Here is a 22,399-nt window from a genome sequence, read left to right on the forward strand (position 1 = left end):
GATGCGGAGATGCGGAGATGGTTCAGCCCCTCCCGCAACGAGCGCCGACCACCGCGACCGACCCGCGCAGACCGGCCCGCTGAGAGCCCCTGAGCCGGACCGGCGCATGCCGTCACTCCGGCCCGCTCGGAATCTTGGCCCTGCGGCGATCTCAGCGGCCCGCTCTAACGGCCGCCATCGATACACCTGCCGCACCTAGCAACTGACCCTCGACCGACGAGAACGCCCACCACCGGCGCTCTCAAACCATCGGAACCACGGGGAGAAGCCGTGCCCACGCCAGGAACTCGCGTCGTCCTGACCATCGAAGAAGCCGCCCAACAACTCGGGATCGGCCGCACCACCATGTACGCCCTCATCAAGACCGGCCAGATTCGCACCGTCACCATCGGCCGTCTCCGCCGGGTGCCGACGTTTTGCCTCGACGAGTACGTGCGGAACCTGCTCGCCCAGCCGACCCACCTCGATCACGCTGCCTGACGAAAGGAGCCAGCCAATGGGACGCAAGCCAAACGGCGCATCGAGCATCTACAAGGGCGGTGACGGCTACTGGCACGGTCGCGTGACGATCGGCGTGAAGGACAACGGGAAGCCGGACCGGCGGCATGTCCAGGCGAAGACTGAGGCCGAGGTGATCCGCAAGGTTCGCGCCCTCGAACGGGAGCGGGACAACGGCAATATACGGAAGCCGGGGCAGCGCTGGACGGTCGAGAAGTGGCTCACGCACTGGGTCGAGAATATCGCCGGCCCGGTGGTTCGTACGAACACCCTCGACGGCTACCGGGTGGCCGTCCGTCGGCACTTGATCCCGGGCGTGGGCGCCCACCGCCTCGACCGCCTGGAGCCGGAGCACCTGGAGAAGCTGTACGCCCGGATGTTGGCCAGCGGCAGCGCGGCCGGAACTGCCCACCAGGCGCACCGGACGATCCGCACTGCGCTCGGCGAGGCAGTGCGCCGCGGGCACCTTGCGCGGAATCCCGCCGCACTGGCCAAGCCGCCCCGCCTCCCGGATTCCGAGGTGCAGCCGTACTCCGTGCCCGAGGTGCAGGCGATCCTCCGCGCGGCGGAATCGCGTAGGAACAGCGCCCGGTGGGCGGTAGCGCTCGCCCTCGGGTTGCGCCAGGGCGAAGCGCTCGGCCTGAAATGGCCGGACGTGGATCTCAACAACGGAACGCTTACCGTGCGCCGCGCGCTACTCCGCCCGAAATGGCGGCACGGCTGCGACGGGAAGTGCGAGCAAAAGTTACCCGGTCAGTGTCCTGACCGGGTGAATGAGCGGCCGGTAGCGGCAGACACCAAATCCCGCGCCGGCCGTCGTTCCATCGGCCTGCCGGATGCCCTGGTCGGCCTACTGCGACAGCACCGGAAGGAACAAGGCACTGAGCGCGAAACCGCCGCCCAGATCTGGCGCGATGAGGGCTGGGTGTTCGCCTCACCGACCGGCCAGGCGATCCACCAGGCGACGGACTACGACGAGTGGAAACGACTGCTCAAGCTCGCCGGAGTCCGGGACGGCCGGCTACACGACGCTCGGCACACCGCCGCTACCGCGCTCCTGGTCCTCGGCGTCTCCGGCCGCGCCGTGATGGGCATCATGGGCTGGTCAAACTCGGCGATGGCGGTCCGGTATCAGCACATGACGGACCAGGTGCGCCGGGACATCGCGCAGCAACTCGGAGGGCTGCTTTGGGGAAAAAGTAAAACATAGCCATCGACCGGGGGCCGGGTTGTAGCCGGCCCCCGGTTGCGCTCAAAGCCGCTGATCTTGACTTGTGATCGCATCAACCAGTCGCTGACGCGTGTAGTCCTTGCCCAACTTAGCCTCTCTTTGGCGCTGCATCTGCTGCGCATCCGCCAGGGTGTAGATGGGACCGTTTCTCGTTCTTGCTGCGGGCGACGGAAACCATGGCTGGCGCGACAACTGCTGCACTCTCTGCCTCGAAACCCCTAGCTGGACGGCAATTTCGGCCAGGGTTACGAGCTCCGGAAGTTGTTCAGCCTCCCCGTCTCGGTGAATCGACACAGAAATAGGCTCAATTTCCTCTTCTGCCGCCTTCTGGATCCACTGCACGGTCCGTGCGGCACTCAACAATGCGGAAGATACCGTCCCGTGCCTTACTGTTTGTGTTGCCGCAAGAGTTGCGCCTGTGCGACGCTCGATCATCTTCCAATCCAGGGCCAATCGATCACTTTGAACCTTGGATGCTCTAACTGTCGCGGCGGTTTTCGCGAAGAAGATCCGAACAGTCCAATCGCTCACGGGGACTCAACAACTTCCTGGCTGCTTGCGCGCGTCGCTTGTCTCGGTCAGCCAGTAGCAAAGGAATCCCTGCACTACTGGCAGACTGAGAAAGGTGATGAGTGCATCGTTGGTGCGTTGGTGAACAAAGTAAGCCGCTGCGATGGCTGTAGCCGCGATGACGAAGTGTCGGACGGTTATCCGCCGCCGGAGGCTCACATTCGCTTCGTGCCAGCGCTCTTCCGGCTGCGGGTCAAAATCGCTACGCTTCATAGCGGCTCCTTGCTTGTTGGAGGGTAGGGAGCATGGCGGCGCCCGAGGGACGAGCTCGGGCGCCGTTGCATATCGTGGGCTAACTTTTTACTGGGTGCCGGACCGAATGTGCGACTTGGGTGTCTTGCCTATAGGACTGCGGGGTAAAAGAGGTCGCGGCCCTTGTCACTGACAAGAAAAGTATTGTCACTGACAATCGCTTCGGGTCAGCTGAGGATCCACGCTCTCAGCGGTGGGGTGGGTAGGCGTCTTGCGCCCCACCGGGTGACTGCCCGCGGGAGCTTTCCCGCGCGTCGAGTGATCTTGTGGCATCCGGCGCGCTCAGAGGGCAAGCAGGGGAACTGAGACGGCAACTGAGACGGGCGGCGTCAGAACGACGCGAGGGTCGACCCGTGTTGGGGCCGACCCTCGCGTTCGTGCTGCTCAGCGAGCGGAGGATACGAGATTCGAACTCGTGAGGGTGTAAACCCAACACGCTTTCCAAGCGTGCGCCCTAGGCCTCTAGGCGAATCCTCCGCGAGCCAGGATACAGGCCCGTGTCGGCCGGGCCACCCCACCACCCCCTGAAGATCGACTGGCGGTCGGGTAGGCTGGGCGGCACCTCCCGTGCGGCGGTATCTCGTGAACCTCCCCAGGGCCGGAAGGCAGCAAGGATAAGCGAGCTCTGCCGGGTGCACGGGAGGCCTTTTTGTCTGTGGGCTGGTTGATCCACTCGGCATCCGTGATGTCGCGGTGTCCCGGCCACGCGGACAAAGCGGTTTCCAGGAAGCCGAGTCGATCAAGCCCGGCGGCCTGGAAGTCGAGCCCGCAGGCCCAGGCGCCCCGGGGTGGTGGGTGGTCACCCGCGCCCGACCGGCGCAGAATGGCTCGGTCGAGAGGAGGCGGGACGAGTGACGCTGGCGCTCTACCGCAAGTACCGGCCGCGTACCTTCGCTGAGGTCATCGGTCAGGAGCACGTGACCGAGCCGCTGTCGCAGGCGCTGCGCAGCGGACGGCTCAACCACGCCTACCTCTTCTCCGGCCCCCGTGGCTGCGGCAAGACCACCAGCGCCCGGATCATGGCCCGCTCGCTCAACTGTGAGCAGGGCCCCACTCCCGAGCCGTGCGGCAAGTGTGACTCCTGCCGCTCGCTGGCCGCCGACGGTGCCGGCTCGATCGACGTGATCGAGATCGACGCGGCCAGCCACGGCGGTGTCGACGATGCCCGCGAGCTGCGCGAGCGCGCATTCTTCGCGCCGGCCAGCAGCCGCTTCAAGATCTACATCATCGACGAGGCGCACATGGTCTCGACCCAGGGCTTCAACGCCCTGCTCAAGCTGGTCGAGGAGCCACCGGAGTACGTCAAGTTCATCTTCGCCACCACCGAGCCGGAGAAGGTCCTCGGCACGATCCGGTCGCGGACGCACCACTACCCGTTCCGGCTGTTTCCGCCGAAGGTGGTCCGCCCGTACCTGGAGCAGCTCACCCAGGCCGAGGGCGTCGCCGTCGAGCCGGCGGTCTTTCCGCTGGTGGTTCGCGCCGGTGGCGGCAGCATGCGGGACAGCCTCTCGGTGCTCGACCAACTCATCGCCGGCGCCGGCGCGGAGGGGGTCAGCTACGCCCGGGCCGTCGCGCTGCTCGGGGTCACCGACTCGGCGCTGATCGACGAGATGTGCGACGCGCTGGCCGCCGGGGACGGCGCGGCCGCGTACGCCACCGTCGACCGGGTCGCCGAGGCCGGGCACGACATGCGCCGGTTCGCCTCCGACCTGCTGGAACGGCTCCGCGACCTGATCGTGATCCAGCAGGTGCCGGACGCCGCCGCGAAGGGTCTGATCGACGGCCCGGCCGACCAGATCGAGCGAATGGCAGCCCAGGCTTCGCAGCTCGGCTCGGCCACCCTGTCCCGCTGCGCCGACATCGTGCACAACGGGCTGGTCGAGATGCGCGGCACCACAGCGCCCCGCCTGCTGCTGGAGCTGATCTGCGCCCGGATGCTGCTGCCCGGCGCTGACGACTCCACCGGCGGCCTGCTCCAGCGCCTGGAGCGGATGGAACGCCGGCTCACAGTGGGTGCCACCGACGCGCCGTCGGCCGCCGCCGGCTCCGCGCCAACCAACCACCAAGGGGTACGCCCACAGCAAGCCACCCCGGTCCCGGCTGCCGCCACCCCGGCACCCGCGAACGCCCCCACCTCCGCGCCGCCGTGGGCGGTCGACCTGGCAGCGCCCCCGACCCGGGGCACTGCTGGTGCTCCCACCCCGGCTGCTCCGGTCACCGAGGTGCCCGCTCCGACCTCCGGTGCACCGGCCTCGTCCGTCTCGGCGGCCGACTCGCCGATCCCGGCTTCCCCCGGCGCGTCAACCGCTGACCAGGCCGTACCCGTCTCGCCCGCCGGGCCGGCCCCGCGTCGCGTGGTGCCGCCGTCGGCGGTGCTTCCCGACCCGGCCACCCCCGCGCCGCCCCGACCGGGAGCGCCGGCCGCCGCGCTGGACGCGGTCGCGGTCCGCCGCGTCTGGCCCGACGTGGTCGGCAAGGTCAACCGGACCAACAAGCGGATCGCCGCCCTGATGCGGGACGCCGTCGTCCGCGAACTCGACGGCGACATGCTGGTGCTGACGGTGAAGTCCACAGTGCTGGCCAAGATGATGGCCGACCACGCGGCGGTGCTCACCGACGCGCTCTACGAGGAGTTGGGCGGGCGCTGGCAGATCCGGTGCGAGGTGGCCGGCGAGCGCGGTGGCGTGTCGCTGCCCGGCTCACCGCGCACGCAGCAGACCGCACCGGCCCGACCCGCCACGTCGGACACGCCCGCCGCCGCGACGAACGCCGCGACCCCGACTGCCGCCGCCGGCCCGACGAGCGCGCCGCCAGCCGGGCCAAGCACGAACCCCGCGCCAGGCTCGAACCGTGCGCCTGGTTCGAACGCCGTGGCTGGTTCGAACGCCGTGCCTGGTTCGAACGCCGTGCCTGGTTCGAACGCCGTGCCTGGTTCGAACGCCGTGCCTGGTTCGAACGCCGTGCCTGGTTCGAACGCCGTGCCTGGCTCGAACCCCGCATCAGGCTCGAACCCCGCGCCTGGCTCGAACGGTGCGCCTGGCTCGAACGGTGCGCCCGGCTCGAGCACGTCTGGCTCGAACGCTGCGCCAAGTTCGAGCGCGGCACCTGGCTTCGGCACCGCGGCCGGCGCGAACGGTGCGCATGGCTCGACCGCTGGGTCAGGCGCGAACGCCGCGACAGGTGCGAACACCGCCGGGCCGGGGACTGCGGGACCCAACGCCCCGACCGCCGCCGGCCCGACGAGCGCCTTGAACCCGACCGGCGCTGCCGGCTCGGCTTCGCGTCGCGGTGCCGGTGCGGGTTCCGCCGGTCACGGTGCTGGTCGCCAGGGCTCAGCGCCGTCCGCCCCGGCGGCGGACGACGGTGACTGGCCGGAGGCGGCCCGCCCCGGCGGCGGCGCCCTGGCCGCCGAGGCTACGGATGACGAGGACTGGCCGGAGGCCGCCCGACCCGGCGGAGCGTCGGCCGGAAACGAGTCGAGCGCCCACTCCGCACTGGCCGCTACTGGCGCGAACGGCAGCGCCGGTAGCGGGAGCGCCCCGAACGGCAGCGGCGCCAACGGCAGCGGCGCCAACGGCGGTGGCGCGAACGGCAACGGACCAGGCGGTTCGGGCGGTCCCGGGTCAGCGGCCGGCGGCGGTAAGCCGGGCGGGCGGGGTAACGCGACACCGGCGGCCCGGCAGCCGGCGACAGCCGGTGGCGCGCCGGTGAGCAGCGCCATCGCCGCGGCTCGCGCGGCGGCGGCGGGGCGCGGTGCGCGTACCGGAGCGGCAGCCCGGCCCGTCGCGGACGCCGAGTGGGCCGGCGAGCCGCCCTACGACCCGGACTTCGACGGCCCGGCGCGGGCCGGCCGGCCCGGCGGCGCGGCACCGGCGGCGGCCCCGGCCTTCGAGGGGTTCGACCCGGGCGACGAGCCGTTGGACGAGATCATCGACGAGAAGACCGCACGGGAGTCCAGCGAGGAGCAGGCGGTACGGCTGCTCCGGGAAACCTTCGGCGCCGAAAAGATCAACGAAGTCGACGCCCGCTGAAGCCCGCTCCCGCTCCCGCTCCCGCTCCCGCTCCCGCCGATCATGGAGTTGTGGTGGGTGACAAAACACCCGCCGCCGATCTATTCAGGCACCACAACTCCTTGATCGACGGCGGCGGGGGCGGCGGGGGCTTCGGCTAGTAGGACGCCTAGGCAGCAGACCCAGAGGGGGAAGGGGAGTACGGCGACGCGTTCCATGCCGCCGACGCCGATTCCGACGCCCTGCTGGCTGAAGAACAGCACCGTTCCGGCCAGCGCGATCAGCCCGGCGGTGAGGGTCAGCCGTCGCCACCGGCCCAGCGTCGTGGTGCGTGGTGCGAAGCCGGCCAGGAGCAGGCCGACGTTGCCCAGTCCCATGATCAGGAATGCGCCGAGGACGTGCAGGTTCTCGTCGATGTCGGCCGGGTAGAGGGCCACGAGGGCGTATCCGCCGGTGGCCAGCAGCAGGAGTGTCTGGGTCGTGCGCACCACCGGGCCGCGGCCGAGGATGCGCCAGGTCAGCAGGAGCCCGACGGCGAGCAGTACTGCGGTGGCCAGTGTCGCGGTGTTCATCAGTGGGTGCCACGGCGAGCAGACGTAGCGGGGGCGGGTGGTGTCCCAGATGCCGCAGTGGGCGTTGCCGAGGTCGCTGATGTTGTGGGTGGCCCAGCTGTAGGTTGGCTCGCGCCACCGCAGCCCGGTGACCAGGCTGGCGACGAGGAACATGGGCGCGGCCGCGAGCCAGCACAGTGCGCCGACCCGGCCGGTGCGGTGGAGATTCATGCCATGAGCAGACCAGTGCGACGGCTATGGGCGCACTACCAGCAGATGGCCGGTTCGGGGTAGGGCTAGCCGTACCCGGAGGCTCGGCGCGGGCGGACGCACCGGGCGGGGCGAGGTCGGTCCCAGCGGATAGGCTGAGCGGCGGTCGAGCAGACGAGTGCGAGAAGGAGCCATCCCGTGCGCCCAGGTGGACAGCCGAACATGCAGCAGATGCTGAAGCAGGCGCAGAAGATGCAGCAGCAGATCGCCGCCGCCCAGGCCGAGCTGGCCGAGGCCGAGCTGACCGGCACCGCCGGCGGCGGGTTGGTCACCGCGACCGTCTCCGGCTCCGGTGAGCTCAAGGCCATCAAGATCGACCCGAAGGCCGTCGACCCGGACGACGTGGAGACGCTGGAAGATCTGGTCGTCGCGGCCGTGCACAACGCCGCCGAGGCGGCCCGGGAGTTGACCGAGCGCAAGATGGGCCCGGTCGCTGGCGGCATGGGCGGCCTCGGCCTGCCCGGTTTCTGAGCCGGCAGATGTACGAAGGTGCCATCCAGGATCTGATCGACGAGCTGGGTCGGCTGCCGGGCGTGGGTCCGAAGAGCGCTCAGCGGATCGCGTTCCACGTCCTCTCGGCGGACCCGGCCGACGTCAACCGGCTGGCCGGCGCGCTGCGCAAGGTCAAGGAGCTGGTGCGGTTCTGCACGACCTGCTACAACGTGGCCGAGTCCGAGCAGTGCCGGATCTGCCGCGACCCGCGCCGCACCGAGGAGGTGCTGTGCGTGGTGGAGGAGCCCAAGGACGTGGTGGCCGTCGAGCGGACGGGTGAGTTCCGCGGTCGCTACCACGTGCTGGGTGGCGCGATCAATCCGCTGGAGGGCATCGGCCCGGACAATCTGCGCATCCGGGAGCTGATGATCCGGCTCGGTGGCGGCGGGGTGCGGGAGTTGATCCTGGCCACGGATCCGAACACCGAGGGCGAGGCGACCGCCACCTACCTGGCGTTGATGGTGAAGCCGATGGGCATCTCGGTGACCCGACTGGCCAGCGGGCTGCCGGTCGGCGGCGACCTGGAGTACGCCGACGAGATCACCCTTGGTCGGGCCTTCGAGGGGCGCCGCGCGGTCTGATTCCCTGACGTACGGCCGGTGGCCGGCACCCGCGCCGGGTGCCGGCCACCGCTGCGTGTCTGCCCGGAAATGATCTGACACCTGTGCCCTCATCGGGGCTGTTCGACGTAACAGTTTGGCATCGCGGGTGCTGATTGATCGGTTTTTGCCGCTGTTTACCTACGAATCGAATGTCAAGCGGCGGTTGGGGCACGATCCGATACCAACCGTCCACTCGGCGGTTTCCGGGTGGTCGCCTCGGGAGCTATGGTCACCGCCATCGGTGACCCCTGTCACCACGTTGTCCGTACCCCCAAGGACGAGGTGAAGCACACATGCGTGCACCCAGGCCGAAGGTCGCGATCGCGGCCATCGCGGTCGCGGCCCTCGCGGTAGCAGGCTGCGCCGAGAGCAACCGCGACGACAAATCCGGCGGTAGCAAGAAGGACACCCTCGTCTTCGGCGTCGCCGGAGACCCGAAGGTGCTCGACCCGAGCTTCGCCAGCGACGGTGAGTCGCTGCGCGTGGCGCGTCAGGTCTTCGAGACCCTGGTCCGACCGGAGGAGGGTGGCACGAAGGTCACCCCCGGCCTGGCCGAGTCCTGGACTCCGGACGCCGCCGGCACCACCTGGACCTTCAAGCTCCGCTCGGGCGTGAAGTTCCACGACGGCACCGACTTCAACGCCGAGGCCGTCTGCGTCAACTTCAACCGCTGGTACAACGCCAAGGGCCTCATGCAGAGCCCGGACGTGACCGCGTACTGGCAGGACGTCATGGGCGGCTTCGCCAAGAACGAGAACGCGGATCTCCCGCCGAGTCTCTTCAAGTCCTGCGCCGCCAAAGACGCCACCACTGTGGACCTGGCGTTCACCCGGGTCTCCAGCAAGATCCCGGCCGCGCTGATGCTCCCCTCGTTCTCCATCCACAGCCCGAAGGCGTTGCAGGAGTTCGACGCGAGCAACGTCGCGGGCACCGCCGAGGACATCAAGTACCCGGCGTACGCGACGGAGCACCCGACCGGCACCGGCCCGTTCAAGTTCAAGACCTGGGACGTCGCCAACAAGACGCTGACCCTGGAGCGCAACGAGGACTACTCGGGCGCCAAGGCCAAGCTGAAGACCCTCATCTTCAAGACCATCTCGGATGAGAACGCTCGCAAGCAGGCGCTGCGCTCCGGTGACATCCAGGGCTACGACCTGGTTGGCCCGGCGGACGTCGAGCCGCTGAAGAGCGAGGGCTTCAACATGCTCACGCGCCCGGCGTTCAACGTGCTCTACCTGGCGATGAACCAGAAGGGCAACCCGAAGCTCGCCGACATCCGTGTTCGGCAGGCCATCGCGTACGCCCTGAACCGTCAGCAGCTGGTCACCTCCAAGCTGCCGCCGGGCGCCAAGGTCGCCGACAACTTCATGCCGGACACCGTCGAGGGCTGGAACGGTGACGTCACGAAGTACACCTACGACCCGGCCAAGGCGAAGGCGCTGCTGGCCGAGGCCGGCGCGTCGAACCTGACGCTGAAGTTCCACTACCCGACCGAGGTCACCCGGCCGTACATGCCGAACCCGAAGGACATCTTCGAGTTGCTCTCGGCGGACCTGAAGGCCGTTGGCATCACCGTCGAGGCGATCCCGCTGAAGTGGAGCCCGGACTACCTGAACGCCACCACCTCGGGTAGCAAGCACGACATCCACTTCCTGGGCTGGACCGGTGACTACGGTGACGCCTACAACTTCATCGGCACCTTCTTCGACCGGCCGAAGGACGAGTGGGGCTTCAACAACAAGGCCCTGTTCGACCAGTTCAAGGACGCGGACAGCACCGCCGACATCGCGGCCCGGACCGAGAAGTACAAGGCCCTGAACAAGTCCGTGATGGACTTCCTGCCCGGTGTGCCGATCTCGCACTCGCCGCCGGCGATCGTGTTCGGCAAGGACGTGACCGGCGTCAAGGCGAGCCCGCTCACCGACGAGCGGTACGCGACCGCCGAGTTCAAGTAAGTCCTGATCTGACGCAGCAAGGAACGCGGGCGGGCGCTGTCGCACAGCGCCCGCCCGCAACCCTCCGCACCCCTTCGAGGCCGCCGTGTTCCGGTTCATCGTCAGGCGCCTGCTTCAGCTGATACCCACGCTGTTCGGGCTCTCCCTCCTGCTCTTCATCTGGCTCCGCCGACTCCCCGGCGGCCCCGAGACCGCCATTCTCGGCGAGCGCGGCACACCCGAGATGCGGGCCGCGATCCGCCGCAACATGGGGCTCGACGAGCCCATCCTGGTGCAGTACGGCCGCTTCGTACGGCGGATGATCAAGCTCGACCTGGGTACCTCGACCTCCACCAAGCGAGCGGTCACCACGGAGTTCATCGAGCGCTTCCCCGGCACCGTCGAGCTGACCATCACCGCGATGATCATCGCCATCGGCGTCGGAATCCCGCTGGGCTACCTGGCCGCCCGTCGTCGCGGCCGTTTCCTGGACCACGCGTCAGTGGGCGGCTCGCTGATCGGCATCTGCATCCCGGTCTTCTTCCTGGGCTACGTGCTCAAAGCGATCTTCTCGGAGAACCTGCACTGGTTCCCGTCCAGCGGCCGGCAGGACCCGACCCTCGGGGCGACCCGGATCACCAACTTCTTCGTCTTCGACGGGTTGATGACCCGTGAGTGGGACGCCGTTGCCGACGCCCTCTGGCACCTGGTGCTGCCCAGCATCGCGTTGGCCAGCATTCCGCTGGCGATCATCGTCCGGATCACCCGGGCGAGCGTGCTGGAGGTGCTGAACGAGGACTTCGTCCGGACCGCCGAGGCGAAGGGCCTGACCGAGCAGACGGTCCGTCGCCGGCACGTCCTGCGCAACGCCATGCTGCCGGTCGCCACCTCGATCGGTCTGCTCGCGGGCGGCCTGCTCTCCGGCGCCGTGCTGACCGAGACCGTCTTCGCCTTCAGTGGCATCGGAGCATTCGTCGCCGAGGCCATCGGCCAGCGCGACTATCCGGTGCTGATGGGCTTCATTCTGATCATCGCGGTGGTGTACGTGCTGGTGAACCTGCTGGTCGACCTCTCCTACAGCTTCATCGACCCGAGGGTGAGGGTGCGATGACGCTCAGCCCGGGCAAGAAGCGCGAAAAGATCGACCGGCTCGCCGAGTTGGCCGCCCGTGACGACGAGCGGGGGGTCAGCCTCTGGCAGGAGGCGTTCCGCCGGCTGCGCGGTAACCCGGCTGCCATCGTCGGCGCGGTCATCCTGGCGCTCTTCGTGCTGGTCGCGGTGATTGGCCCGTTCCTCGTGCCGTACGCGGCGACGGACACCATCGGCATCCGGGAGGGGCTGATCAGGCCGGGCGTCATTCCCGGTCCGACTGGCGACCACTGGTTCGGTTACGACCACCAGGGCCGGGACGAGTTCAGCCGGATGATCGTGGGTGCCCGGCAGACCCTGCTGGTCGGCGTGGTCTCCACCCTGATCGGTCTGGCGATCGGCGCGCTGATCGGTGGCGTCTCCGGCGCGGCGGCCGGTCTCGGTGGCCGCTGGGGACGGTGGATCGACACCACCCTGATGCGCTTCATCGACATGCTGCTGGCGATGCCGAGCCTGCTGCTCGCGGTGAGCATCGCCGCCCTGCTCGGGGCCAGCCTGACCACGGTCATGATCGCGGTCGGCGTGGTCTCGGTGCCGGTGTTCGCCCGGCTGCTGCGCGGCTCGATGATCTCTCAGGCCAACAGCGACTACGTGCTGGCGGCGACCTCGCTCGGCGTGAAGAAGTCGAAGATCGCGCTGACCCACGTGGTGCCGAACTCGCTCGCCCCGGTGATCGTGCAGGCCACGCTGACCCTGGCCACCGCGATCATCGAGGCCGCGGCGCTCTCCTTCCTCGGCCTCGGCAACCCGGACACCGCCGTGCCGGAGTGGGGGGTCATGCTCGCCGACGCGCAGCAGTACCTCGGCATCCGACCGTCACTGGCGATCTACCCGGCGGTCGCGATCATCATCACCGCGCTCGGCTTCACCCTGCTGGGTGAGGCGATGCGCGAGGCCCTCGACCCGAAGCTGCGGAAGTAGTGCCGTGAGCGCGAGGAGTGAGCTTGCGAGCCCCGCAGTCGCGAACGAAAGGCCGGTCCAGCATGGCACTGCTCGAAGTTGAAGATCTCTCCGTCACGTTCGCCCGCCGCGGTCAGCGGGCCGTGCACGCGGTCGACGGGGTGTCCTTCTCGGTCGACGCCGGTGAGGTGGTCGGCCTGGTCGGCGAGTCCGGCTGCGGCAAGAGCGTCACCTCGCTCGCGATCATGGGCCTGTTGCCCAAGCAGCCCGGCCTGCAGGTCGGCGGGAAGGCCGTCTTCGACGGCACCGACCTGCTCCAGCTCGACGACCGGTCGCGGCGGGACATCCGGGGCCGGGACATCGCGATGATCTTCCAGGACCCGCTCTCCTCGCTGAACCCGGTGATCCCGATCGGGTTGCAGGTGACCGAGGTGCTCACCCGGCACCGGGGGATGAAGGGTGCGGCCGCTGCGAAGGAGGCGGCGGCGCTGCTGGACCGGGTCGGCATTCCCGACCCGAAGCGGCGGCTCAAGGAGTACCCGCACCAGCTCTCCGGTGGAATGCGCCAGCGTGCGCTCATCGCGATGGCGGTGGCCTGCCAGCCTCGGCTGCTGATCGCCGACGAGCCGACCACCGCGCTGGACGTCACCATCCAGGCCCAGATCCTGGAGCTGCTCAAGGAGCTGGTCCGGGACTCTGGCACCGCACTGTTGATGATCACGCACGATCTGGGCGTGGTGGCCGGCATGTGCGACACCGTCAACGTGCTCTACGGCGGCCGGGTGGTGGAGACGGCCCGCCGTCGTCCGCTGTTCCGCCAGCCTCGTCACCCGTACACAGTGGGTCTGCTCGGCTCGGTGCCGCGCCTGGACGCCGGGCGGGGCGAGAAGCTCAACCCGATCCCCGGTTCGGTCCGCGACCTGCTGCCCTGGCCGGACGGTTGCGCCTTCGCCCCGCGCTGCGCCCGCCGGATCGACGAGTGTGTGGGTGAGCCGCCGGAGCTGGTGCACGCGCACGACGGACGGAGCTACCGGTGCGTCAACCCGGAGCCGCTGCCGGGCATGGTGCCCGCCCCGCGCGAGGAGGAGTCAGCGTGAGCGAGCGTAGCGAGCGAACCATCAGGCACAGCGGCGTGGCGTCTCGCGCCGGCGCGGAGCGAAGCGGAGTGCTGGCGTGAGCGAGAACGACATCCTCGTCGAGGTGCGCGACCTGAAGGTGCACTTCCCGATCAAGCGGGGGGTGCTCTTCGACCGTGTGATCGGCCAGGTGAAGGCCGTCGACGGGGTCGACCTGAGCATCGCGCGGGGCAAGACGTACGGCCTGGTGGGTGAGTCCGGCTGTGGCAAGTCCACGCTGGGTCGGGCGCTGCTCCAGCTCACCCCGCCGACAGCCGGCGAGGTCAGCTTCGACGGCGTCGAGCTGACCACACTGCCGTCCGGCAAGCTGCGCAGCATGCGTCGCCGGATGCAGATGATCTTCCAGGACCCGATGTCCAGCCTCGATCCCCGGCAGAACGTCGAGTCGATCCTGACCGAGGGCCTCCAGACCCACGGAATCGGCACCGACCGCACCGACCGTCGGCGGATCATCGGCGAGACCCTGGACGCGGTCGGGCTGCCGCGCTGGGCACTGTCCCGCTACCCACACGAGTTCTCCGGCGGGCAGCGGCAGCGCATCGGCATCGCCCGCGCGCTGGTGCTCGGGCCGGAGCTGATCGTCGCCGACGAGCCGGTCTCGGCGCTCGACGTGTCGATCCAGGCCCAGGTGGTCAACCTGCTGGACGAACTCCAGGACAGCCTGGGGCTGACCTACCTGGTGATCGCGCACGACCTCGCCGTGGTCCGGCACATCTCCGACACTGTCGGCGTCATGTACCTGGGCGCGCTGGTCGAGGAGGCGCCGAGCGACCGGCTCTACACCGAGCCGCTGCACCCGTACACCCGGGCGCTGATGTCGGCGGTGCCGGTGCCGGACCCGGACGTGGAGGACCGTCGGGAGCGGATCCTGCTCGCCGGTGACCTGCCGTCGCCGGCCAACCCGCCGTCCGGCTGCCGCTTCCACACCCGCTGCCCGTGGGCGCAGCCCACCCGCTGCGCCGACGAGCGACCGGTGCTGCGGGAGATCGGCGCCAGCCGGGTGGCCTGCCACTTCGCGGAGCAGATCGCCAGCGGCGAGCTGCGCCCGCACGGGGTGAGAGCGCAGATCGTCCGGCCCGAGGGCGAGGGGGACGCGCCGGGCGTGGTCTCCGCGCCCACCGAGCCCGGTTCGTACGTCTGAGACTGGACGCGGTGCCGGCGTCAGCCCTCGGGGCGGTTCAGCAGCCCCACCGCGACGCCGTGCACCGCGTCCAGCCCAGCCGGGTCGGCCAGCGTGACCGACGTGCCGGTCACCGCGTACCACTCGTCAGCGTCCTTGTACTGCACCCGCAGCGTGACCTTGCCGTCGGCGTACTCGGTGCGCAGCGTCAGGTCACCGGTGACGACGCCGACCTCGTCGGTCATCACGCCGCCGGGGCCGGGCACGATGTCGGTGGTGCGGGCCTTCGGGCCGGCCGCCCCGCCCGAATCCGCGACCATGCCGGCACCCGGCACGGCGGCGGGAGTCTCGGCGGCGCCGTCCGCGGTCATGCCGGCGGCGGACGGGCCGCTCTCCCCGGCGGTGGTCACGAGTCACTCCCCACTGAACAGCCCTCCAACATGTCGGTCAGGGCGGCCTTCTCGGCGCTGGTCACCGTCAGCTTCCAGTAGTGCTTGACGGTCACCCAGTCCTGAGCGTATTTGCACCAGTAAGACCGGTTCGCCGGCTTCCACTGGGACGGGTCCTGGTCACCCTTTGCCCGGTTCGACGAGGCGGAAACCGCGAAAAGCTGCGGACGGGTGGTGTCGTTGGCGAAATCGCCGCGCTTCGCGTTGTCCCACTCGTCGGCACCCGAGCGCCACGCGTTGGCCAACGGCACCATGTGGTCGATGTCCACGTCGGAGGGATCGGAGAAGCTGCGACCGTCGTACACGCTCTCCCAACGCCCACCGACCACGTTGCAGCCGGAGAGCTTCACGTCCTTGCCGTCGCGCTGGAGGATGCTGTCCCGGATATCGCAGTTCTTGCCGGTGTCCCGCCAGTGCGGGAAACGCTCCCGGCTGTAGCCCTTCATCGAGCCGGCGGTGGCGACGGTGAGCTGGCTCAGCTGCTCAGCGGCGTTGCCGCCGTCGCTCGACGGCGGTGTGGTCGGCTCATCCTGCGGGACGCAACCGGCCACGCCGAGCGCCAGCGCCGCGGCAAGCGCGGCCACCGCCGCTCGCGGTCCTGATCTGGTACGCACAGACGACACCTCTCCAGCTTGGGGGCTCCCGGCGATTGCGCACAGTACCCGGGCACGGTTTCGGCGTTTCGTGGCGTCTCCCACATGATGCAAGGCAGATTGGTGGGATGACCGCACCCGTACCGGCGACCGCCCTCCGGATGGGCACCACCGCCGGCCGGGGCACGCTGCTCGCCGCCGTACTCGCCTCTGGCATGGTCTTCCTCGACAGCACCGTCGTCAACGTGGCGCTGCCGAAGCTCGGGCAGGACCTCGGCGCCAACGTGGCCGATCTCCAGTGGACCATCAACGGCTATCTGCTGATGCTCGCGGCGTTCGTGCTGCTCGGCGGCGCGCTCGGCGACCGCTTCGGCCGGCGACGCATCTTCCTCATCGGCGTGGTCTGGTTCACCGCCGCCTCCGTGCTCTGCGGGCTGGCCCAGGACACCGGGATGCTGATCGCGGCCCGGTTCCTCCAGGGCGCCGGTGGCGCGCTGCTCACGCCCGGGTCGCTGTCGGTGCTCCAGGCGAGCTTCCATCCCGACGACCGGGGCCGAGCGATCGGCGCCTGGGCCGGGCTGTCCGGGGTGTCCACCGCGCTGGGACCGTTCATCGGGGGCTGGCTGATCGACGCGCTCTCCTGGCGCTGGATCTTCTTCCTCAACCTGCCGATCGCCGTGCTGGTGCTGCTGGCCGCCCTGCGCTGGGTGCCGGAGAGCCGGGACGAGAGCGCCTCCCGCACCGAGGGACGGGGTCGGACCCGACGGCGGTTCGACGTCGCCGGCGCCCTGCTCGGAGCGCTCGCGCTCGCCGGCGTCACCTACGCGCTGATCGACGCGCCGGCCCGCGGGTTCGACTCCGCCGAGGTGCTGATCGCAGCAGTGGTCGGGGTGCTCTCCGCGGTGGCCTTCGTCCTGCTGGAGCGGCGGCGTGGCGACGCCGCGATGCTGCCCACCGGGCTGTTCGGCAGCCGACTCTTCTCGGTGCTGAACCTGTTCACAGTTGTCGTCTACGCGGCGCTCGGCGGCTTCACCTTCTTCTTCGCCGTCTACCTCCAGAACGTGGTCGGGTGGTCGGCCTTCCGCACCGGCATCGCGCTGCTGCCGATGACCCTGCTGCTGCTGGTCGGCTCCGCGCGCGCCGGTGCGCTGTCGGCGCGGATCGGCCCACGGCTGCCGCTCGCCATCGGACCGGTGGTCGCCGCGGTCGGCCTGCTGCTGCTGCGCGGCGTCGGACCGGGCGCGTCGTACTGGCGGGACGTGCTGCCCGGGGTGCTCCTCTTCGGCATCGGGTTGACCCTTGTGGTGGCACCGCTGACCGCGTCGGTGCTGGCCGCCGTGCAGGACCGGTTCTCCGGGGTGGCCAGCGGGTTCAACAACGCCGCGTCCCGGGCCGGCGGCCTGCTCGCGGTGGCGGCGCTGCCGCTGCTGGTCGGGCTCTCCGGCGGAGGGTACGAGCAGAAGGCCGAGCTGACCGACGCGTTCCGGGGCGCGATGGAGTGGTGTGCCGGGCTGCTCGTGGCCGGCGCGCTGCTGGCCCTCGTGCTGGTCCACCGACCGCCCCGGGAAGCCCCGCCGTCCCAGCCCTGCCATTCACTGCCCGCCGCGACACCCCCGAAGTAGGAGACCACTCCGGGGGTGTCGCGCCCAGGTCAGCGGCGGGCGCGGTTGACGGCGCTGGTGACCGCCTTGATCGACGCGGTGACGATGTTGGCGTCGGTGCCGACACCCCAGACCGTCTTCCCGTCCACCTCACACTCCACGTACGCGGCGGCCTGAGCGTCACCACCGGAGGAGAGCGCGTGCTCGTGGTAGTCGAGCACCCGTACGCCCACCCCGACCGACTGGAGCGCGTTGACGTACGCGTCGATCGGGCCGTTGCCGACCGCGGCGAGCGAGCGCTGCTCGCCGCCCACACCGACCTGGGCCTCGATCTCGACCTTGCCGTCCACCGTGCCGATCGTGTAGCCGGCCAGCCGGACCGTCGGGTCGGGCTGGTGGTCGAGCAGGTAGTGCGTCGCGAAGATCTCCCACATGGCGGCCGGGTCGACCTCGCCGCCGTCGTGATCGGTGACCTGCTGCACCACACCGGAGAACTCGATCTGGAGCCGGCGCGGCAGGTCCAGTTGGTGCTCGCTCTTCATGATGTACGCGACGCCGCCCTTGCCGGACTGCGAGTTGACCCGGATGACCGCCTCGTAGGTGCGGCCCAGGTCCTTCGGGTCGATCGGCAGGTACGGCACCGCCCAGGTGTGCTCGTCCACTCCTACGCCGGCCGCCTTCGCGTCGGCGGCGAGGGCGTCGAAGCCCTTCTTGATCGCGTCCTGGTGGGAGCCGGAGAAGGCGGTGTAGACCAGGTCGCCCGCGTACGGGTGGCGCTCGTGCACCGGCAGCTGGTTGCAGTACTCGACGGCTCGCCGGATCTCGTCGATGTTCGAGAAGTCGATCATCGGGTCGATGCCCTGGGAGAAGATGTTCAGCCCCAGGGTCACCAGGTCGACGTTGCCGGTGCGCTCACCGTTGCCGAACAGGCAGCCCTCGATGCGGTCCGCGCCGGCGAGCAGGCCCAGCTCGGCGGCGGCCACGCCGGTGCCCCGGTCGTTGTGCGGGTGCAGGCTCAGCACCACGCTGTCCCGGCGCGGCAGGTGCCGGTGCATCCACTCGATCGAGTCGGCGTACACGTTGGGGGTGGCCATCTCGACGGTGGCCGGCAGGTTGATGATCAGCGGCCGGTCCGGGGTCGGGTCGATCACGTCGATCACCCGGGAGCAGACCTCCAGCGCGTACTCCAGCTCGGTGCCCGTGTACGACTCCGGCGAGTACTCGTAGAAGATCTCCGTGTCCGGGGTGTGGATCTCCGCGTACTTGTGGCAGAGCCGCGCCCCGGTGGTGGCGATGTCGGCGATGCCGTCCCGGTCCAGGCCGAAGACCACCCGCCTCTGCAGGGTGGAGGTCGAGTTGTAGAAGTGCACGATGGCCCGCTTCGCGCCGCGCAGCGACTGGAATGTCCGGTCGATCAGGTGCTCCCGGCACTGGGTGAGCACCTGGATGGTGACGTCGTCCGGGATCATGTCGTCTTCGATGAGCTGCCGGACGAAGTCGAAGTCGGTCTGGCTGGCCGACGGGAAACCGACCTCGATCTCCTTGTAGCCCATCTGGACCAGTAGCTGGAACATCCGGCGCTTGCGCTCCGGCGACATCGGGTCGATCAGGGCCTGGTTGCCGTCGCGGAGATCCACGGCGCACCACCGGGGGGCGGCCTCGACGGTGCGGGTCGGCCAGGTGCGGTCCGGCAGCTCGACCCGGAACTGCTCCCGGTACGGCTCGTAGCGGTGGTACGGCATCCGGCTGGGGCGCTGCCGGGCGATCGGATCGGTCTCGGCGTCGGTGACAGGTTGAGCCATCTCAGAGTGCTCCCTGGAACATGTGGCGTCAGCAGATCGGAAGGTGTCGGCGAGATGCCGGGCGACGGTGCGCGGCGGTGCCGAGAAGAAACTCGGATGTGCTGGACGGCGCGATGCGACTCCGCGACGAGGTGCCGGCCGGTCAGGCCTCGTCGCGGCGGCTAAGGAGGAGCAGCGCCTGCCACATGACCAGGTCACCCTACGTGATGGAACGGGGGGTGGAAAGACAGGTCCGGACTATGGGACCGGGGTCATGGCCGGTGCCGCAGCCTCGGCGCCCAGCCGCGGCGGCGGGTGAGTTCGGTCAGCGCAGCAGCAGCAACTCGGCGACCGGGCGGCGGTGCCGCAGGCCGGTCTCGCGGGCGCGCAGGTCGGCCGGGAGGGCGAACGGATCCCCGAGCCGGCCGACGGCGGCGACCACCAACGGGCGGACGCCTCCGGGCAGGTCGAGTTCGGTGGAGAGGCCGGCCCGGTCGAACCGGGTGAGCTGGTGCACGTGCAGGCCGAGCGCGGTGGCCTGCACGGTCAGGTGGGCCATCGCCTGCCCCAGGTCGTACGCGGCCCGCTCGGTGTCGAGGCCGGTGTGGGCGCCGACCACCAGTGTCGCGGCGTGCCGGATCCAGCTCTGGTCGTCGACCGGGAGGCTGGTCAGGATCCGTTTCCAGGTCTCGTCGTCGCGGTGGCCGAGGGCGAACCGCCAGGGCTGCCCGTTCTCCTCCGACGGGGCCCAGCGCGCGGCCTCGAGCAGCGAGGCGGACTCCTCCGGGGTGAGCTCGGCGCTCGGGTCGAAGGCTCGTGGACTCCAGCGGTAGGCGAGCAGCGGGGTGAGGTCAGCCATACCCCGGATCGTCCTATATGGGTGATTCGCCCAACAGGACGGGGTTGCCGAATGTGGTCAAGAGCACCCGTATCGGGACGAAGATCAGGGCGTTCCCGCGCCCGGGCTCTCCGACGGGTCCGGGGTCGGCGGCGCCGCGGTGTCGAGCGGCTCCCGGTCGACCACCACCGGGCCGGCCAGCTGCACGGTGGCCGGTGCCGGGCCGGGTGCGGCCGCCAGCCTCAGCGACCCGACCCCGGTCCGGACGCCGGTCGGCGTGCCGTCCTGGTCGTAGCAGTAGATGCCCACATCCAACGGGGCGTTGAGCGACGCCGAGGTGGAATCCACCGAGTAGCAGGTGCCGGTGAGGCCCTCGGGCGGGTTGGCCGGAGCGACCGCCAACGGCGCCCGGCGGTCGGTGAGCACGTACAGCCAGTCGGTGAGCAGGTGCTGGACCCGGGGGTCCGACCGGCGTGGGATCGCATCGTCGCGATCACCCAGGCGTACGCAGCTCGCCGACCCGGTATGACCGGCCGACGGTAGGGCGCACTGGAACAGCCCGTCGGCAGTGTTGGCCACCGAGACATCGGCGGTGCCACCCAGGGCGCCCCCCGGCACGTCCACCCGCCAGCTGCCGTCGTTCGCGCTGGTGAAGACGATGGTTCGATCCGGTTGGCCCGCCTGGCTGTAGACGTACTGGGCCACCAGGTGACGGTCCTGAGCCGCCGCGGCCAGCGCGGCCAGCTCGTCCCGTGCGGCCTCCACCTCGACCGGCCCCGGATCGGCGGGCGGCGGAGTCGGAGGCTGCTCACTGGTGCAGGCGACCAGGAGGGCCGGCAGGGCGAGGACGAGCGGCCCGAGCACGCGGCCGGCCGAGCGGATGAGGACGGGCACCGGCCCATTCTGGTGGGTACGGGCGGTCGGCGGGTGCCGGCGCGTACCGGGCCCGCTCCGGCGTGTCGGGCGGGGCGTCCCGGCGTACCCGTCCGACCTGGTGGGACCGCCCCGGCCGGGCCCGGGCGGGCCGGATGGTGGGATCACCTGACCCGGCGTCGTTACCCGCCGGATACCCTCATGAGGTCTGACACGCGCCGCCGGCCCCGGTTCCGGCGGCGTCGGCACGCTCAGGGTCGCTGGGAGGGAGTGCACCGTCGTGGCACTCGTGGTGCAGAAGTACGGCGGGTCCTCCGTCGCCAACGCCGAGCGGATCAAGCGGGTGGCCGAGCGCATCGTCGCCGCCCGCAAGGCCGGCGACGACGTGGTGGTGGTGGTGTCCGCGATGGGCGACACCACCGACGAGCTGCTCGACCTGGCCAACCAGGTCAGCCCGCTGCCGCCGGGCCGCGAGCTGGACATGCTGCTCACCGCCGGGGAGCGGATCTCCATGGCCCTGCTGGCCATGGCCATCCACAACCTGGGGTACGAAGCCCGCTCGTTCACCGGTTCGCAGGCCGGCGTGATCACCACCTCGGTGCACGGCCGCGCCCGGATCATCGACGTCACCCCCGGGCGGCTCAAGGGCGCGCTCGACGAGGGGTCGGTGGTCATCGTGGCCGGCTTCCAGGGCGTCTCGCAGGACACCAAGGACGTCACCACGCTGGGCCGCGGTGGTTCGGACACCACCGCCGTGGCGCTCGCCGCCGCCCTGCACGCCGACGTCTGTGAGATCTACACCGACGTGGACGGCATCTTCACCGCCGACCCGCGGATCGTGCCCAACGCCCGGCACATCCAGCACATCACCTACGAGGAGATGCTGGAGCTGGCCGCGTGCGGCGCGAAGGTGCTGCACCTGCGTAGCGTGGAGTACGCCCGGCGGGCGGGGTTGCCGATCCACGTCCGTTCGTCATACTCGACCAACACCGGCACGATGGTCACCGGATCGATGGAGGACCTTTCCGTGGAGCAGGCACTGATCACCGGGGTCGCGCACGACCGCAGCGAGGCCAAGATCACGATCGTCGGGGTGCCCGACGAGCCGGGTGCCGCCGCGCGGATCTTCGACACCGTCGCCGGCGCCGAGATCAACATCGACATGATCGTGCAGAACGTCTCCACCGAGGGCACCGGCCGGACGGACATCTCGTTCACCCTGCCCAAGGCCGACGGCCCCACCGCGATGGCGGCGCTCAGCAAGATCCAGGAGCCGGTCAAGTTCAAGGGCCTGCTCTACGACGATCACGTCGGCAAGGTCTCGCTGATCGGCGCGGGCATGCGCTCGCACCCCGGGGTGGCGGCCGGCTTCTTCGCCGCGCTCGGCGCCGCCGGGGTCAACATCGAGATGATCTCCACCTCCGAGATCCGGGTCTCCGTGGTCTGCCGGGACACCGACCTCGACGCCGCCGTCCGCGCCATCCACGACGCGTTCGAGCTGGGCGGCGACACCGAAGCCGTGGTCTACGCGGGGACGGGTAGGTAGCGC

Annotated in this window: 20 protein-coding genes, 1 tRNA gene and 1 other RNA gene; 13 read left to right on the forward strand and 9 right to left on the reverse strand. The window is 70.0% G+C overall.

Annotated features, from left to right (window positions below; all coding sequences use genetic code 11):
* Positions 1-270: 270 nt before the first annotated feature.
* Together ABZS40_RS00115 and ABZS40_RS00120 are read left to right on the forward strand one after the other, a co-directional pair.
* The gene (locus tag ABZS40_RS00115) at positions 271-480 is read left to right on the forward strand and encodes a helix-turn-helix domain-containing protein (protein ID WP_354939906.1); all 210 of its coding nucleotides are present in this window, start codon (positions 271-273) and stop codon (positions 478-480) included.
* Positions 481-496: 16 nt separating this feature from the next.
* Positions 497-1,708, forward strand: a complete 1,212-nt coding sequence (locus tag ABZS40_RS00120; protein ID WP_354939909.1) for a site-specific integrase — start codon at positions 497-499, stop codon at positions 1,706-1,708.
* 42 nt (positions 1,709-1,750) lie between these two features.
* On the opposite strand, the gene ABZS40_RS00125 is transcribed toward ABZS40_RS00120, so the two are convergent.
* From ABZS40_RS00125 to ABZS40_RS00135, 3 genes are all read right to left on the reverse strand, one after another.
* Positions 1,751-2,260: a hypothetical protein gene (locus ABZS40_RS00125; RefSeq protein WP_354939912.1), complete on the reverse strand. Its 510-nt coding sequence runs from the start codon at positions 2,258-2,260 to the stop codon at positions 1,751-1,753.
* Between the two features lie 6 nt (positions 2,261-2,266).
* Positions 2,267-2,512, reverse strand: coding sequence for a hypothetical protein (locus ABZS40_RS00130; RefSeq protein WP_354939915.1), 246 nt, complete (start codon positions 2,510-2,512; stop codon positions 2,267-2,269).
* A gap of 431 nt (positions 2,513-2,943) precedes the next feature.
* Positions 2,944-3,028, reverse strand: a tRNA-Ser gene (locus ABZS40_RS00135).
* Between the two features lie 82 nt (positions 3,029-3,110).
* On the opposite strand from ABZS40_RS00135, the gene ffs reads away from it, so the two are divergent.
* Positions 3,111-3,200, forward strand: an RNA gene (gene ffs / locus ABZS40_RS00140) — signal recognition particle sRNA small type.
* A gap of 202 nt (positions 3,201-3,402) precedes the next feature.
* Positions 3,403-6,582 (forward strand): DNA polymerase III subunit gamma and tau, encoded by a 3,180-nt coding sequence (locus tag ABZS40_RS00145; RefSeq protein WP_354939917.1) that lies wholly within the window; start codon positions 3,403-3,405, stop codon positions 6,580-6,582.
* An 80-nt stretch (positions 6,583-6,662) separates the two neighbouring features.
* Here the strand turns inward: ABZS40_RS00145 and ABZS40_RS00150 are convergent, their stop codons facing one another.
* Positions 6,663-7,343 (reverse strand): DUF998 domain-containing protein, encoded by a 681-nt coding sequence (locus tag ABZS40_RS00150; RefSeq protein ID WP_354939920.1) that lies wholly within the window; start codon positions 7,341-7,343, stop codon positions 6,663-6,665.
* Positions 7,344-7,544: 201 nt separating this feature from the next.
* Here ABZS40_RS00150 and ABZS40_RS00155 point away from each other — a divergent pair, with 201 nt between their 5' ends.
* The 7 genes from ABZS40_RS00155 to ABZS40_RS00185 all read left to right on the forward strand — a co-directional run bounded on the left by ABZS40_RS00155 (position 7,545) and on the right by ABZS40_RS00185 (position 14,736).
* A complete protein-coding gene (locus tag ABZS40_RS00155; RefSeq protein ID WP_007466279.1) occupies positions 7,545-7,853 on the forward strand; it encodes a YbaB/EbfC family nucleoid-associated protein in 309 nt (102 codons plus the stop codon).
* A gap of 8 nt (positions 7,854-7,861) precedes the next feature.
* A complete protein-coding gene (gene recR, locus ABZS40_RS00160) occupies positions 7,862-8,455 on the forward strand; it encodes a recombination mediator RecR (protein ID WP_354939923.1) in 594 nt (197 codons plus the stop codon).
* A 314-nt stretch (positions 8,456-8,769) separates the two neighbouring features.
* Positions 8,770-10,431, forward strand: coding sequence for an ABC transporter substrate-binding protein (locus tag ABZS40_RS00165; RefSeq protein ID WP_354939926.1), 1,662 nt, complete (start codon positions 8,770-8,772; stop codon positions 10,429-10,431).
* Between the two features lie 85 nt (positions 10,432-10,516).
* The gene (locus ABZS40_RS00170; protein WP_354939929.1) at positions 10,517-11,521 is read left to right on the forward strand and encodes an ABC transporter permease; all 1,005 of its coding nucleotides are present in this window, start codon (positions 10,517-10,519) and stop codon (positions 11,519-11,521) included.
* The gene (locus tag ABZS40_RS00175) at positions 11,518-12,480 is read left to right on the forward strand and encodes an ABC transporter permease (RefSeq protein ID WP_272614100.1); all 963 of its coding nucleotides are present in this window, start codon (positions 11,518-11,520) and stop codon (positions 12,478-12,480) included. Before ABZS40_RS00170 ends, ABZS40_RS00175 begins: the two co-directional genes overlap by 4 nt.
* Before the next feature lie 62 nt (positions 12,481-12,542).
* Positions 12,543-13,556 carry an ABC transporter ATP-binding protein gene (locus ABZS40_RS00180; RefSeq protein ID WP_354939933.1) on the forward strand — a complete coding sequence of 338 codons (1,014 nt, stop codon included), beginning with the start codon at positions 12,543-12,545 and terminating at the stop codon, positions 13,554-13,556.
* A gap of 76 nt (positions 13,557-13,632) precedes the next feature.
* Positions 13,633-14,736 (forward strand): oligopeptide/dipeptide ABC transporter ATP-binding protein, encoded by a 1,104-nt coding sequence (locus tag ABZS40_RS00185; protein WP_354939936.1) that lies wholly within the window; start codon positions 13,633-13,635, stop codon positions 14,734-14,736.
* Positions 14,737-14,756: 20 nt separating this feature from the next.
* On the opposite strand, the gene ABZS40_RS00190 is transcribed toward ABZS40_RS00185, so the two are convergent.
* A complete protein-coding gene (locus ABZS40_RS00190; RefSeq protein ID WP_354939939.1) occupies positions 14,757-15,125 on the reverse strand; it encodes a hypothetical protein in 369 nt (122 codons plus the stop codon).
* Entirely contained in the window at positions 15,122-15,778 is a 657-nt protein-coding gene (locus ABZS40_RS00195) for an HNH endonuclease family protein (RefSeq protein WP_238682364.1), read from the reverse strand. Before ABZS40_RS00195 ends, ABZS40_RS00190 begins: the two co-directional genes overlap by 4 nt.
* A gap of 107 nt (positions 15,779-15,885) precedes the next feature.
* On the opposite strand from ABZS40_RS00195, the gene ABZS40_RS00200 reads away from it, so the two are divergent.
* The gene (locus ABZS40_RS00200; RefSeq protein WP_354939943.1) at positions 15,886-17,379 is read left to right on the forward strand and encodes an MFS transporter; all 1,494 of its coding nucleotides are present in this window, start codon (positions 15,886-15,888) and stop codon (positions 17,377-17,379) included.
* A gap of 29 nt (positions 17,380-17,408) precedes the next feature.
* Here the strand turns inward: ABZS40_RS00200 and leuA are convergent, their stop codons facing one another.
* From leuA to ABZS40_RS00215, 3 genes are all read right to left on the reverse strand, one after another.
* Positions 17,409-19,160, reverse strand: a complete 1,752-nt coding sequence (gene leuA / locus ABZS40_RS00205; RefSeq protein ID WP_354939946.1) for a 2-isopropylmalate synthase — start codon at positions 19,158-19,160, stop codon at positions 17,409-17,411.
* Positions 19,161-19,464: 304 nt separating this feature from the next.
* Positions 19,465-19,998, reverse strand: coding sequence for a nitroreductase family protein (locus ABZS40_RS00210; RefSeq protein ID WP_354939949.1), 534 nt, complete (start codon positions 19,996-19,998; stop codon positions 19,465-19,467).
* Positions 19,999-20,082: 84 nt separating this feature from the next.
* A complete protein-coding gene (locus ABZS40_RS00215; RefSeq protein WP_354939952.1) occupies positions 20,083-20,871 on the reverse strand; it encodes a hypothetical protein in 789 nt (262 codons plus the stop codon).
* 259 nt (positions 20,872-21,130) lie between these two features.
* Between ABZS40_RS00215 and ABZS40_RS00220 the strand changes: the two genes are divergently transcribed.
* A complete protein-coding gene (locus ABZS40_RS00220; RefSeq protein ID WP_030489892.1) occupies positions 21,131-22,396 on the forward strand; it encodes an aspartate kinase in 1,266 nt (421 codons plus the stop codon).
* The last annotated feature ends 3 nt before the right edge of the window (positions 22,397-22,399 follow it).

Origin of the sequence: Micromonospora sp. NPDC005324 (assembly GCF_040607155.1) — a bacterium.
In the GTDB taxonomy this organism is placed as follows: Bacteria; Actinomycetota; Actinomycetes; order Mycobacteriales; family Micromonosporaceae; genus Micromonospora; species Micromonospora trifolii.